This is a genomic window from Methanoculleus sp. 10, from assembly GCF_913757945.1.
GTDB lineage: Archaea > Halobacteriota > Methanomicrobia > Methanomicrobiales > Methanoculleaceae > Methanoculleus.
This window is the reverse complement of record NZ_CAJYDP010000011.1, coordinates 113,811-127,506: the sequence shown is the minus strand read 5'-3', so window position 1 is coordinate 127,506 and position 13,696 is coordinate 113,811. Positions and strand designations below refer to the sequence as shown.

The window sequence follows — 13,696 nt, the reverse complement described above, 5'->3', positions numbered from 1 at the left end:
CTCCGGGACAGGGCATCATCGTCATTCCTCAACCGTCAGCGTTCCATCGTCGTAGAAGTAACGGATCCAGGGGGTCGTCCTGCCGCGGATGCCGATGACCCGGAAGTCCCGCTCCACCGACTGCCGCCCGTCGTCCGTCCTCACCTCGACGACCATGTTCATCAGCTGCTTGATCGTGGCTACCGTCCTCTCGTCGAACGACTCGCTGTTGAGGACATAGATGCCGATCCCCTCAAGCTTCTTCATCCGGTTCGTGATGACGTGGAGGAACTTGAAGGTCACCTCCAGCCGCGCGTACATGAGAAGGGTCGAGACCGAGTTGACGCAGAGCCGGATCGGCGGGGGCATCGGCCCCGGGGGATCGGCCGTCACCCCCTCCTTCCACATATCCTCGACCATCCGGGAGAGTTTGATCCCCATGCTGGTCAGGTCGAGAGGACTCGTGACAAACTTCGCCTTCGCCGTATCACGCAGGGTCGGCACCGAACTCTTCGTGACCGCATCGATGATCCCGATCTGGCTCCTTTTTGCGCCCTGCTTCCGGAACGCGCCCATGACGTCGGCTGCACGCTCGTCCGTCGATATGGCGACCGTCCATTCCCCCGCCCGGGGGCAGGCCATCCGGTAGGCGAGGTGCTCCGCGTAGGTCAGGGGCGGCGCCAGGATAAGGACGTTCGAGGCGGCCCGCAGGCCCCCGAACTCCCTGTCGATCACCGGGATGCCGGTTTCATAGCGATACATATCAGCAGAGTACCTATGCCAGGATACGGTACATAAGGCCTCCGATGAGGAGGCCGAGGGCGACGGTGTAGAGTGTGACCGCGAGCGTGATCCGGGAGCCGACTTCCCGCAGGAGGACCGTGATGGTCGCAAGGCAGGGGACGAAGAGGACGGTCACGACCGCAAAGATGTAGAGCTGGAGCGACGAAAGCACCGCCCCGAGATCGGCGGTCCCCGCAAGGATGGCAAGGGTCTCAAACGCCATCTCTTTCCTGAGGATCCCAAAGACAAGCGCCGTCGCCGAGTAGCCGGGGAGGCCGAGGAGGGCCATGGTGTAGGGCTCCACGAGCTGCTCAAAGATTGCCATGATCCCGAAGAACTCAAGCAGCCCGAGGACGACGCTCCCCGCGAGGAGGAGGGGCATCGCGATGAAGAGGAACTCCGAGAGGCGTGACCAGGCTTTCTTCATCACCAGCCGCGCGTCCGGCCGGCGGAGCGGCACCATCTCCATGATCATCCCGAACTGCTCGCCCGGGGTGACGCGGGAGAGGACGAGCCCCGTGACGAGGATCAGGGCAAAGACGATGGCGTAGACGCTGAACGCCGCCCCGATGCCGACGAATCCCGCCACGATCCCGGCGATGATGACGGTCCGGGCCGAGCAGGGGACCATCGTGACCAGGAACGAGGCGATGATGCGTTCGCGGCGGGAGTGCAGGAGCCGCACGCTCATGATCGCCGGCACGTTGCACCCGAACGCCAGGGTGAGGGGGATGACCGCCCCGCCGTGCATCCCGACCCGGTGCATGGCGTTGTCGGCGAGGAATGCCGCGCGGGTCATGTACCCGGAGTCCTCGAGGACGGATATGATGACGTAGAAGAGGAAGACATACGGGAACGCTATGCCAAGACCCGCCTGGAGGGCGAGGAGGACGGACGTCCCGAGCGCTTCCGCGAGCGGCGGCAGCCCGAGCGCGAGGAAAGGCTGGATGGCGAATACGTTGAAGAGGCCCACGATCACCTCCTCAAGGAACGATCCCACGATGAAGACCACAAGGAGCATCCCCACAAGGATCCCAAGGAGGATCGGGATGCCCGGGATGATCCGCGTCAGGATGCTGTCGGGGTCGGTTTCGTGGTGCAACGCCTTCTCCCTGACGGTGAGGCCGGCGATCTGGTGGGCGAAGTTGTGCCGGTTGGCCGCGATGATCTGGGTGACGGTCATCCGGTGCCGGGACTCGATCTCGTCGGCGATCGTCCGCGCCGCCTCAAGGAGGTCCGGGTTGTCGCCGAACCCCTGGAGCGCCCGGATGCTCTCCTTCCGGTCGGCCGAAGAGATCTTCCCGAGGCTCCGGACGGCGGCCTCGATATGGTGGTCGTAAGGGACCTCCACCTTCGACGGCCGGGTGGCGGCAAGGGCCGCCGGGATGATCCGGTCGATGTTCTTCCCCTGCGACGCGGCCGTCAGGATCACCTCGACGCCGAGGAGGTCGCGGATCGGGCCGGGATCGATCTCGATCCCCTGTTTTGCGGCTTCGTCGGCCATGTTCAGCACGACGACCATCGGGAGGCCGTACTCCGCGACCTGCAGGAGGAGGTAGAGGTTGCGCTCGAGGCGCGTGACGTTCACGACCGCGATGACCGCATCGGTGTCCTGCTGCTCCAGGAACCGGCGGACCAGGACCTCTTCGTCAGACTCCCCGTCGAGCGAGTAGACCCCGGGCAGGTCCACGAGCTCGATCATCTCGCGCTGGAAACAGGTGTTGCCCCGCTGCAGTTCGACGGTGGTCCCGGGGTAGTTGCTCACCTCCACCCCGAGGCCGGTGAGCTGGTTGAAGATCAGGGATTTGCCCACGCTGGGGTTGCCGACCAGCGCAAACCTCATGGACATGACTCCACGACGATGGACGTGGCTATCTCGGGGCTGATGGCGATGTCGCAGCCTTTCACCCTGACGACGACCGACTGGTTCGGGAGTTTTCGCCGGATCTGCACGACCTCACCGGGGAAGACGCCGAGGTCAAGCAGTCTCCGGTTCCGCCGGGGCCCCCGGATCATCGCCACCCGGACGGTATCCCCTTCCTTGCAGTCAAGGAGCGTGCAGGCCTCCCGCCCCCGGCAGCGTCCGGCACGCCCGGGCGGGGGCTGGGCGCCGCCGTCCATGTAGGAGGAGAGCCGTTCGATCGTCTCGTCGGAGATGCCGTGCTCGAGCGTGCAGGCCTCTTTGCTTGCCGCATCCGCATCGACGCCGAGCATCTCGGTCAGGAAACACTGGAGGACGCGGTGTTTCCGCGCCACCCGTGAAGCAACCTCGAGCCCCTTTCCGGTCAGCCTGACGGTCTCGTCCGCCATCCGCTCCAGGTATCCTTCCTCGACCAGGGAGGCGATGGTCGCCCGGGCGGCCGTCTCTCCGGTGCCGATCGCGGCCGCTATCTCCTGCGGCCCCGCCGGTCGCCCCCCGTCTCCCGTGACCGTGAGGATTGCTTCGAGGTAATCCTCAAGTGTGGAAGGAAGCATGCTACAATCTCTTTTACTTCTGCCAGTTTATGGGTTTGGATGGTGCCACCGGTATCCGGGCGGGTGTCAACGCCTATATGGTACTGCGGACGATCCAGTGATCATGAGGACCCCGGCAGGGCCGGTCACGAACGGGGATGTTGCCGAACGGCTCCTGTTCATGAGCCGCCTGCTTGAGATTGCGGGAGAGGACCACTACCGAAGCGAGGCCTACGAGCGGGCGGCACGGCAGGTCGACCGGCTCTCCTTCCCGGTCGCCGGACTCGAGGTGGAGGCGCTTGTCCGCATCCCGGGGATAGGCGCCCGGATAGCCGGGCAGATCCGGGAGATGGTGGAGACCGGGTCGTTTCGCGAACTCGACGACCTGCGGGCCGCCGTCCCCGGGTCGGTCGTCGAACTGCTCGGTGTCCCCGGCCTCGGGCCGCGGACGCTGCACACCCTCTGGAAGCGGTTCGGCATCCTGACCGTGGACGACCTGGAGCGGGCGGTGAAGGGGCGCCGGCTCCGGGCGCTCAAGGGGTTCGGCCCGAAGAAGGAAGCGGCGATCGAACGCGGCATCAGGCAGTTCCGCCGGAGATCGGATGGGATGACCCGGCCGCAGGCCGACGCCGTGCTCGCGGGCGTGGCGGCGCTCTTTGCCGACGGGCAGTATGCGGTCGCGGGGAGTTACCGCCGGGGGGCGAGCACCGTCGACGGGCTTGCTATCGTCACCGCCGGGGACCGGGCCGCCCTCGTGCGCCGTCTTTTTGCCGTCGCCGACGTCGACGAGACCGCGGAGGAGGTCTCGCTCTTTGCCGGCGGCGCCCGGCTGAACGTCCGGTTCACCGATCCGGGCCGGTGCGGCACGGCGCTCCTCTGGGCGACCGGCTCGGCCGGGTTCCTGGAGCGGATGGGGGAGGCGGCGCTCGCCCGGGGGTACCGGCTCGCTCCCGGCGGCCTCGTGGACTGTTCGGACGGCCGCCTGCAGACGTTCGGGAGCGAGGAGGAGGTCTTTGCGTTCCTCGGGATGGCGGTCGTCCCCCCGGAACTGCGCGAGGACCGGGGCGAGGTCGACCTCGCCCTCCGCCACGCGCTCCCCGACCTTGTCGACCTTGCCGATATCCGGGGGGACCTGCACGTCCACACCGCCGCAAGCGACGGCCGCCAGTCGCTTGAGGACGTGGCGGAGGCGGGGGACGCCCGGGGCTACGAGTACATCGTGGTCACTGACCACTCTTCGAGGGTGAGCCCGGAGGCCCTCGCGCGGCAGCAGGCCGACATCGAGCAGGTCAACCGGCGGCACCCCTGCCAGCTCCTTGCCGGGAGCGAGGTGGACATCAGGAGCGACGGCACGCTCGGTTACCCGAACAGAGTCCTTGTCGACCTCGATATCGTGATCGCCTCGGTCCATTCGGGGTTCGACCAGGGAGAAGACGTCCTGACCCGGCGCGTCCTCACCGCGATGGAGAACGAGCACGTCGATGTCATCGGCCACCCTACCGGGCGCCTCCTCGGGCGGCGGCCGCCCTACGCGATCGACCTGGCCCGGGTGACGGAGCACGCGGCGGTGACGGGGACTGCGCTCGAGATCAACGCGTCGCCCCTCCGGCTCGATCTTGAGGATATTTATATCTGGCACGCCAAGAAAAGAGGAGTGAAACTGGCTGCAGGGACCGATGCACACAGGGTTAGCGAGTTTTCAAACATGCGCTACGGCGTTTTGCTGGCGCGCCGGGGCTGGTGCACCCCGGGCGATATCGTGAACACCCTCTCCCTGTCGGAGTTGATGGAGTGGAGGTCGTGATCTACCGGCTCTACGAGAGGTTCCTCCTTCGCGACCTCCGTACGCTCCCGGCACAGATCTGCTTCATGATCACCGAGCAGGATATGCTCGACGCACCGGGCAACCTCTGTCTTGCCGCCCAATGGTGCCGCGATCTCGGGATCGGGAGCGTCATGTTCCACATCAGCACGGCCGACCCGGCCCGGCTGGACCGGTGCCTCCCGCTGATCCGCGCGGTCTCTTCGATCGGGCGCCTGACCCTGCACTACCGGGACGTGAAAGAGGTCAGCGGGGAAGGCATGGGCGTGACGGTGGCGATCGGGAAGAGCGGGCGGGAGGAGATCGCCGGTTGCGTGAGGAGGATGGCCGAGGACGGCGTCGACCCGGAGTCGGTCGACGAAGACCTGCTGGAGTCGTACCTCACCTTCAACTATGAGCCCGACCTCGTCATCAAGACGGGCGGGGACCACCTGACCGATTTCCTCATCTGGCAGTCGGTCTACTCCGAGCTCTTCTTCCTCGACGTGAACTGGGCGCTCCTGCGGAAAGTGGATTTTCTCCGGGCGCTCCGGGATTTCCAGTCCCGCGCACGCCGGTTCGGGCGGTGACCGGCTCCAGGCGCCGCCCTCCATACACGGCGTACTCGCGGGAAGAACGGTGGGCGGGCGTTGCTTCGCGCTCTTTGCGAGAGGCCACGCCAGCGTGGTGGTAACAGTGACCCGTGCTATTGCGTCCGCCGCAGGTGCCGCGCGGCCGCGTCAGTCCCGCCGGGCCGCGCGATCTTTCAAGCGCATGCGCTGGTCGTAGACGCGCATCGCCCGCAGGAGGTCGATCTTCCGGAACGCCGGCCAGTAGGGGGCGCAGAAGTAGACGGCGGACTCGTGGCCGTTTGCGAGCCAGGGGAGGAAGTTCGAGGTCCGGCAGTCGTTGCCGGTACGGATGATCAGGTCGACGGGGGGGATGGGGGCTCCCCGGTGGAGATGGGCCTCGACGGTCGTGGTGCTGATGGTCGCGGGATCGATTGCGCCCCGCCGGACGTCGTCGAGGATCGACCGGGCGGCGTGCACGATCTCGTTCCGGCCCCCGTAGGCGAGGGCGATGTTGATGTAGTAGTCGGCGTAGTGCAGCGTCGCCTTCTCGGCGGCGTCGATGGTCTGGAGGAGGTCGTCGGGGAGGAGGGAGCGGTCCCCGATCATCTGCACCCGGATATGGTTCCGGTGCACCCGCTCGTCGGTCAGGATGGCGGTAAACTTCTCCTGAAAGAGGGTGAAGAGGGATGCCAGTTCGTCCTTATCCCGCCGGAAGTTCTCGGTAGAGAAGGTGTAGAGCGTGATGTGCCGGACACCGAGGTCGCACGCCCAGTCGAGGACCTGCTCCGTGGTGTCCGCCCCGAGCCGGTGCCCGACCGCCGTGTCAAGCCCCTGGTCCCGGGCAAACCGGCGGTTTCCGTCCTGGATCACCGCGACATGAAGGGGGACGTGCTTCACCTGCCACCGCAGGTAGCGTTCGTAGAGAGGCTCAATCCTGGATCGCAGCATCGAGCGGGGTCACCTCCACGACCATGCCGCCGTTTGGGTAGCGCTCGACGACGTACTTTTTTCCCGGCAGCCCGGCCCCGTGGTCGACAAGCACCCACCACGCCATCTCGATCCTTCCTTCGCAGACTGCATAGTCATCCTCATCGAGGCTCTCCAGGAACCCATCAAGGGCGCCTGCCGGTTCGAGCACCCCGTAGACGATCGTCCCGTCGTCGGTCACCTCTTCAAACGGACGCGCAGTATTGGCAGCGATCCGTTTTAACCGTTCCCGTAACTGGACGGAGTCCTTGAAGACCGACGAGCAGAAGTGGACTTTTTGGTCGGCGGGGAGTTCCTCAGCCCACCGGCGTGCGCCGAGAACGGCGTTGTGCAGCCCGTCCTCGGGTTCGAGCCCGCGCTCGCGCATGGCGGCGGCGCAGGTCTCGCCCCACTCCAGTTCGTTGATGTTTAAGAAGTCAAGGAGCGGCAGGGCGGGGGCGAGGTCCCCGATCCCGGGGAGCGCCGGGACCTCGATGCCGATCGCAAAGCCCATCCGCCGGGCGAGGACGGCTGATCTGGCGTAGTCCGTCTCGAGGATCTGCGGCCAGCACTCGTGCGGCGGGTGGAGCCGGATCTCGTCGACCAGCCCCCGCAGGCATTCCAGGACGGGTTCGTCCGGCGCAAGGCCGGTGTAGAGGTGGATGTGGTGGTCCGGGCCGAAGTGTTCCTTGAGGAGGGTGCAGAGTTCGACCACCCGGTCGAGGACGAGCAGCGGTTCGCCGCCGGTGACGCCGGTGCCGAGGGCGCTCATGCTCTCGGCCTCCTCGATGACGTCTGAGGGCGAGGTGACCCTCCGGTCGTTCGCAAACTCGACGTCCCGGCCCTTCCTCTCGCGCGAGAGCGGGCAGTACCAGCAGGCCCGGTGACACCTTCCGGTCACGAAGAGGACCATCTTTGCTCCCTCATGGCAGAGGACGCAACCCCGGGAGAGGGTTTTTTCGCCCGGGGCTGCTCCTGACGTCTGCGGCATACTCTGCTCTACCTATGGGAGGCGGGAGATGAAAAGGTTTGATGGTGTTGGGGAGGGGGCCGGAGGTGCCCGGCGGGGGCAAGAAATCTCCTGGCGATCACCGGTTTTGGGTTTACCCAACAGGGCGCGGATGATGGAGAGCAACAGGTAAATATAGACCCCGCACAGAGAATTACCCTTGAGTATGCCTCCCCGCCCGCGTGATGACGGCCTTTCGGAGGTCGTCGGTTTTGTCCTGCTTCTCGGCGTGATCGTCGTTGCCCTGTCGCTGTACCAGGTGTACGGGGTCCCGGCGGCGGGAAGGGAGAACGAGATCGCGCACATGAACCAGGTGAAGGACCGGTTCGTGGATTATAAGATTGCTCTGGATTCGTTGTGGGTGAACAACATGGATTACAACCGGACCGGGGTGCTCCTCTCGACGGCCTTCGACCTCGGGACGGGGGCGCCGGCGACCGGGGGCACGGCTTTTGCGTTTCCCATCCTCACCCCAGCGGGATCGGGAGGGACAGTCTCGGTGAATAGTAGCGGGGGGGCGAGCCTGACGATTGATACCGGGAGTACGAACGTGACCATCCCCCTCGGCAACCTCACCTACCGGTCCTCGAACCGCTACTGGGTGGACCAGACCTGGACCTACCAGATGGGCGCGGTCTTCCTCTCCCAGGAGGGGGGGACGACGGTGCGGGTCGGGCCGTCGATCGCGATAGCGAAGACGAAGGACGACAATATCACCCTCACCGTAGCCCCGATCAGCCTCGAGGGCTCAGGTACGATCGCGGGGTCGGGGCCGGTGCGGGTCGAGACCCGGATGCGCAGGAGCGATCAGCCCACCCTTGACGTTGCCTGTGACCAGGTGAACCTGACCGTCACCGGCGATACGGCGACGGTCAGGGCCTGGGAGAGAGCCTTTGGCGAGGTCCGGCAGAGGGCGAAGGATGAGAACGTCATCTGGCTGCTCAAGCCCGAGGTGTCCCCCGGGAACAAGAAGGTCACGCTCACCGTCAAGCCGGGAGAAGGCGGCAAGGTGGTGTTCCTCAGCATGTATCCGGCGAACTACACGGTGACGATCCACAACGCGGCGTCCCTGGTGGAGTGAAAGGTATGAGACAGCATCGCGGTGAAGAAGGAGTCTCCGAGGTGATCGGGGTCATGCTCCTGGTCGGCGTGACCGTCCTTGCTGTGGCGATCGTGGCTGTAGTCCTCCTCTCCGGCCCCCAGCCGGACGAGATCCCCCGCGCAACTATCATCGCAGGGAATAAGAGTGGCAGCCTCGTCCTCGCCCATGAGGGGGGCGACCCCCTGAGGGAGGGGGAGTACCGGATCTACGTCGATACCGGGAGTGGGCTTATGGATGGGACCCGTAACTTTACCGAACCTGAAGGCGGCGTCTGGTCGATCGGGGGAAACATCACCTACAAAAACAAGGAGACGCTGAAGAGGGTGGTCGTGACCACGGTATCGGGAGGCAGCGAGACGATCCTTGCAGAGCCGGGGTTCGCGGGAGGGGGAGAGGAGACTAGGTTCTCCCCGGACCCGGTGGAACCGGGGGTGACAACGGTGGGCCCCGAGACGCCTGGGTCGGGAAGTGATGGAGACGCTTCCCCCATTCAGATCGTTTCTCCCGATGAGGGGCAGAATCTGATTTTTTTTAGCAATTCTACGACAACAATGAAGGCCGACGTCACATCGCTGGATGTAGACCGGGTTGATTTTATTCTCTATCCGTTCGATCGATCTCGTACCAATCATAAAGAGGTGCTAATGCGGGCTGTCCCTGGAGAATCTGGGAGTTACGTCTGGAGCGGCATCTCGACAAGCGGCGATAGCGGGCTTGCAAAGCTTCAAAACGGGGATAAGGTCGTGATGATCGCCGTTGCATACAAAGGAGAACAGGTGATCGGGGTTGTGGCACGTGTCGCAACCGTAAGTAAGTAGGCTATAGGGTTGATAGCATGCCCAACGACACCGCCGTCTCCGACCTCATCGCCGTGATGGCCCTCATCGCCGTCTTCGTGACAGCGACGGCGATCGCCGGGGTGGCGCTCCTCTCCTACCCGCCCGGCGACGCGGCGCCCGCGATGATCGCCCATATCGAGACTGAGGGGGAAACCATCTACATCTACCACGACGGCGGCGACCCTCTCGAACGGGGGCGCTTCGCGATCCTCGTCGACGGCGAGCCGAAGGATTTCATCCTCATCGACGGCGCAGGGCACGAGTGCGAAGCCTGGACGTCATGGAAGGCCGGGGAGGCACTTGTCAATATGACTCTGGTTGGAACGGAGAACCCCCGCATCCAGATCGTCGCTGAGGGCATCGGCCGCACCGGAAGCGCCTGGCTCCTCCACGACATCGGGAGCGACACGGCGGCCGGGCACCCGTGAGCGGGAGGGGCAGGGCGAAGCAGAGGAGAGAGATAACTCTGGAACACCCACTTTTGTTCCTCCGGAGGAGCACCGCGAGTTCATCGGCCGTATACGCCCGGATGCTGCAGCGTTCGGTGACGACCTGCTGCACCTGCCCCGGCGGACTTCTCTGCCCGAGGTCTCGGATAGCCTCCGCAAGCCTGGCAGGTAAGCCGTCAGGCACAGGGTGGTCACCTCCCTCCTGGACCTCGGCCCCGGCCGGATCGAGCCGGGTAATCAACCAGCATCCAGACATAGCAGGTGTGGCTACTACAGATACAGTAGCCGATCCTATCGGGAACGCAGGGATCCGTCGTCCTCGTCCGGGATGACGATCGCGGCTCCCTCCCGAACCAGAGTTATCGTCCTGTATGCCATAGATGACCATGGCGCTGACGGCAAACTCCAGCTCCGGCAGCCCGGCCTCAGTGAAGTACCGGATTCTTCACAGGTCGGCACATCCGATCAACACCTGCGCTGACTTCGCGAACTCTCGCGCTCAACACAAGAGATGACAGGTTCTCCCGGGAACCGCCCTGCACACTCCCCGGACAGCACCCCGCTGGCGAGGGATAGGGGATATGGCCCCGGCGCCCGAACCCCCATTCACCCCAGGCGCGCATCCCGCATCAGGCGACGCCGACAGATCCGGGGCGCGCACCGGCCCCTCCCCCTATCCACCAGAGGCGCTCGCACCGTGGTATGGGTGACTTCGTCCTGATAACTCAGGGTCTCCTACGCGTTCGCGCACCCGGCAAGGCTTCGCAATGCAGCCAGCGGCTTCCCGCGTACAGCCCATCTCACTTCTTCGTCCGGTACGCCTGCGTCGGGTGCCGGGGATTCTCGGGGATCGTGTACTCAAGAATTCCAGCGCGAAGCAGAGGAGAGAGATAACTCCGGAACACCCACTTTTTGTTTCTCCGGAGGAGCACCGCGAGTTCATCGGCCGTATACGCCCGGATGCTGCAGAGTTCGATGACGACCTGCTGCACCTGCCCCGGCGGACTTCTCTGCCCGAGATTTCGGATAGCCCCCGCAAGCTTGGTAGGTAGGTAAGCAGGTAAGCCGTCAGGCATGGTAGGTAAGCCGTCAGGCATGGTAGGTAAGCCGTCAGGCATGGTAGGTAAGCCGTCAGGCATGGTAGGTAAGCCATCAGGCATGGTAGGTAAGCCATCAGGCATGGTAGGTAAGCCATCAGGCATGGTAGGTAAGCCATCAGGCATGGTAGGTAAGCCATCAGGCATGGTAGGTAAGCCATCAGGCATGGTAGGTAAGCCATCAGGCACAGGGTGACCTCTTCCAATGGTTCCCCCTCCTTCAACCATCTTCTCCTCTTCCCCCGGATGGAGCAGACGCCGGGTAGGAGTATAATACGTCGCCGATGCGTGGGGGTGCTGCACGAGCAGCCCCAGATCTCGGAGCCGTCGTAGCATTCCACTTGCCGCCAACGTGTCGAGACCCGTATAATCCCGGCAGATGGCATTATTGACGGAACCGATCTCCCGAGCATGAATCAGTATCCGCGCCTCATCAGCGCTGAGGTTTGCATCTTTGAAATGCTCAAGCCACTGGAGATCCTGCTGGTCGAGGAAATGATGCATGAGGAAGGTTGCCGTAAAGAGATCCTGCTCGCGCTCAGATTCAAAGGTCGGTGGCGAGAGGCGTGCACTCCTCATAAGCTGACGCATGACCCGGATTCCACTCCCCTTGCTCTCCGCAAACTTCATTTCGTGCAGGACACCGGCGATCGTCGGGTTGCGCGGTTTTGAACCGGGCTCACCGAGCGACTCAACCGGCTTGAGAGAGTGCCCGGGATTTCGTATCTCAAGCCGGTTTGCATATCGGATAACCTGCACCGGACTATGGATGAGGTAACTTCTGTGCATCAGGGCATTGACCAGCGCCTCGCGGATGACTCGTGGTGGGATGCGAGGCTCCTCCTGCCGCATGAGACCATCATCGGATGTAAAAGCGAACGCACGGGGGATATCATCCATGATTGCCGCCAGTCCTCGCGACAGAAGGTGAAAAAGCGGCTCACGCATCTCAATTGCTTCAAAGGGATGATCTGGGTCTTCAACCCAGTTGCGCCCGGGAACACGGAGGTAATCCAGACGCATCATCGGGAAAAACTTACGGAGCGCTTTTTTCGATCCGAACAGAATGAGGCCGGCAATAGTCGGCCGGAGCGTGTTTTCACGCATCTTGACGCAGTGGAGCGACTCAAGAAGCTCGGCGTCGCTCCAGCGGAGTTCCTCCGCGTCGGGGTCAACACCGATGCGGACACGACGGTACTCAGCAATGGCGTCGCCGTCCAGGTCATCAAGCGTCGCATCGGCAACGATGGTTTCATCATACGGGCGTATCCTCCCCTCCTGATACATCTCCTGAAGGTCGTCGTCGGTACACTGCTGATTCGTTGAACCGATCCGACGGAAAGCACCTTTTGGCAACCCTACTTTCTTGAAGAAAATTGGCTTATCTCCAGCTTGTGCCTCAGGAACAAAAATGCCGACAACTGCTTTACCTTCAACGGTTTCAACGAAACACTCCGGGCGGATCACTCGGTTAAAACGGGAAGCACATTGTTCGGCAACATCACGCTGAATCTTATCGGGATTGTCGATACCTACGATGCAGTACTTCCGATCCCGGGGCTCCTCACATTCGTGGATGCCCAGCAGGAGGAAGCCTCCGGAAAGCCCCGGCTCGTTGGCATAAGCGCATATCGTCTCCATGAGCGATGCGCTGACTTCGCGTGCAGTTTTTGCTTCAATGCGGGGGTGTTCATCAAGCTCATTCAACTGGTCGAAGAGTTCGGAACACCTCATCAAATTACCCCCTCAAGCAGCACTGCAATTTCCAGTTTGGCTTCGTCGGATTCCGTCTCAATCCCCTCAAATGCCAGAGGCAGGACACGGATGAAGTGGTTAAATTTAATCTCACAACCGGCCCTCGTAGAAGGAACACTTTTCCGCTCTCTAATAGAGGTAGCGCGATCAAGGAGCTCCATCGACCAGCTTAGCGTGCAATATTATCCCGTCCTCATCAGAGTTCTGGTTTTCTCCTCTAAAAGATAACTATTTTTTAACTATTGCATATCTTTTTGGGTCCATGAGATTGACTCGATCTCTACGCCGTGAAATATCCATACGCAAGTGCTGAAAATGATTTGTATCCGTATTTCCAACAAGAACAATAATAATATCCGAGTACTCTCTTTCGTAGTTATTGATTTGGCCGGTTAGCCTGTCAACCATCTCTTTTGACTTAAGGTTTCTTTTAAGCTCAATGCCAATTCTGCGATTAACCTCCAGATCACAAAGTCCCCTCCCGGCCTCCTTCCTAACAATCACAGATTGCTTGATGAAATTCATCGGATCTGGTCGATTTAATACTTTAAGGAGATACCCTTGTAAATCGTCCCGATACTTCGGTTCACTGGTGTACTCTGCTGAAGGACTCCACCTATTTATTGCTTCAACAACAGTATCAAAGAGCGGATCGATGCCTAACATAATAAACGATTAGACATTCCATAAATAAGCCTTCCTAAATTCTATCGCGTATATCCCAAGTCAATTACTGAGGTCGCCTTGAAGTTAAGTAGTGCTATAGGAAGTTACTGATATCACTTTCACAGGTTCCGATACCGCCGCACATGGCGAGTCCGCCTCATCAACGGGTCGGCGGTTACCCTCGACCGGCACAACCCCTATGTAGTGCCGTGGACAACTCTCCG

At 62.4% G+C, this 13,696-nt stretch carries 13 protein-coding genes; 5 read left to right on the top strand and 8 right to left on the bottom strand.

Translation table 11 applies throughout. The features are described 5' to 3' along the window. Window positions 1-21: 21 nt before the first annotated feature. The 3 genes from QZ408_RS13375 to QZ408_RS13365 are packed head-to-tail and all read right to left on the bottom strand — an operon-like array spanning window position 22 to window position 3,237. A complete protein-coding gene (locus QZ408_RS13375) occupies window positions 22-741 on the bottom strand; it encodes a hypothetical protein (protein WP_292492256.1) in 720 nt (239 codons plus the stop codon). Window positions 742-754: 13 nt separating this feature from the next. Further along, window positions 755-2,605 carry a ferrous iron transport protein B gene (gene feoB, locus QZ408_RS13370; protein ID WP_292492255.1) on the bottom strand — a complete coding sequence of 617 codons (1,851 nt, stop codon included), beginning with the start codon at window positions 2,603-2,605 and terminating at the stop codon, window positions 755-757. Next, entirely contained in the window at window positions 2,602-3,237 is a 636-nt protein-coding gene (locus tag QZ408_RS13365) for a metal-dependent transcriptional regulator (protein ID WP_292492252.1), read from the bottom strand. The genes feoB and QZ408_RS13365 overlap by 4 nt, the downstream gene beginning before the upstream one ends. 103 nt (window positions 3,238-3,340) lie before the next feature. On the opposite strand from QZ408_RS13365, the gene QZ408_RS13360 reads away from it, so the two are divergent. Both QZ408_RS13360 and QZ408_RS13355 read left to right on the top strand, forming a co-directional pair. Continuing rightward, complete coding sequence (locus QZ408_RS13360; RefSeq protein WP_292492250.1) at window positions 3,341-5,020, top strand: helix-hairpin-helix domain-containing protein; 1,680 nt, start codon at window positions 3,341-3,343, stop codon at window positions 5,018-5,020. Then, window positions 5,017-5,607, top strand: a complete 591-nt coding sequence (locus tag QZ408_RS13355) for an undecaprenyl diphosphate synthase family protein (protein WP_292492303.1) — start codon at window positions 5,017-5,019, stop codon at window positions 5,605-5,607. Before QZ408_RS13360 ends, QZ408_RS13355 begins: the two co-directional genes overlap by 4 nt. A 150-nt stretch (window positions 5,608-5,757) precedes the next feature. Here QZ408_RS13355 and uppS read toward each other — a convergent pair whose 3' ends face one another. Further along, entirely contained in the window at window positions 5,758-6,537 is a 780-nt protein-coding gene (gene uppS, locus QZ408_RS13350; protein WP_292492248.1) for a polyprenyl diphosphate synthase, read from the bottom strand. Next, complete coding sequence (locus tag QZ408_RS13345; RefSeq protein ID WP_292492246.1) at window positions 6,518-7,546, bottom strand: radical SAM protein; 1,029 nt, start codon at window positions 7,544-7,546, stop codon at window positions 6,518-6,520. Before QZ408_RS13345 ends, uppS begins: the two co-directional genes overlap by 20 nt. 184 nt (window positions 7,547-7,730) lie before the next feature. Between QZ408_RS13345 and QZ408_RS13340 the strand changes: the two genes are divergently transcribed. The 3 genes from QZ408_RS13340 to QZ408_RS13330 are packed head-to-tail and all read left to right on the top strand — an operon-like array spanning window position 7,731 to window position 9,933. Next, a complete protein-coding gene (locus tag QZ408_RS13340; RefSeq protein ID WP_292492244.1) occupies window positions 7,731-8,645 on the top strand; it encodes a hypothetical protein in 915 nt (304 codons plus the stop codon). A gap of 5 nt (window positions 8,646-8,650) precedes the next feature. Then, window positions 8,651-9,484: a type IV pilin gene (locus QZ408_RS13335; protein ID WP_292492242.1), complete on the top strand. Its 834-nt coding sequence runs from the start codon at window positions 8,651-8,653 to the stop codon at window positions 9,482-9,484. A gap of 17 nt (window positions 9,485-9,501) precedes the next feature. Beyond that, window positions 9,502-9,933: a type IV pilin N-terminal domain-containing protein gene (locus QZ408_RS13330; protein ID WP_292492240.1), complete on the top strand. Its 432-nt coding sequence runs from the start codon at window positions 9,502-9,504 to the stop codon at window positions 9,931-9,933. 821 nt (window positions 9,934-10,754) lie between these two features. Here QZ408_RS13330 and QZ408_RS13325 read toward each other — a convergent pair. The 3 genes from QZ408_RS13325 to QZ408_RS13315 all read right to left on the bottom strand — a co-directional run bounded on the left by QZ408_RS13325 (window position 10,755) and on the right by QZ408_RS13315 (window position 13,472). Then, window positions 10,755-12,758 carry an ATP-binding protein gene (locus QZ408_RS13325; protein WP_292492238.1) on the bottom strand — a complete coding sequence of 668 codons (2,004 nt, stop codon included), beginning with the start codon at window positions 12,756-12,758 and terminating at the stop codon, window positions 10,755-10,757. A 26-nt stretch (window positions 12,759-12,784) separates the two neighbouring features. Then, the gene (locus QZ408_RS13320) at window positions 12,785-12,967 is read right to left on the bottom strand and encodes a hypothetical protein (protein WP_292492236.1); all 183 of its coding nucleotides are present in this window, start codon (window positions 12,965-12,967) and stop codon (window positions 12,785-12,787) included. A 67-nt stretch (window positions 12,968-13,034) separates the two neighbouring features. Further along, entirely contained in the window at window positions 13,035-13,472 is a 438-nt protein-coding gene (locus QZ408_RS13315; RefSeq protein ID WP_292492234.1) for a hypothetical protein, read from the bottom strand. Window positions 13,473-13,696: the final 224 nt, after the last annotated feature.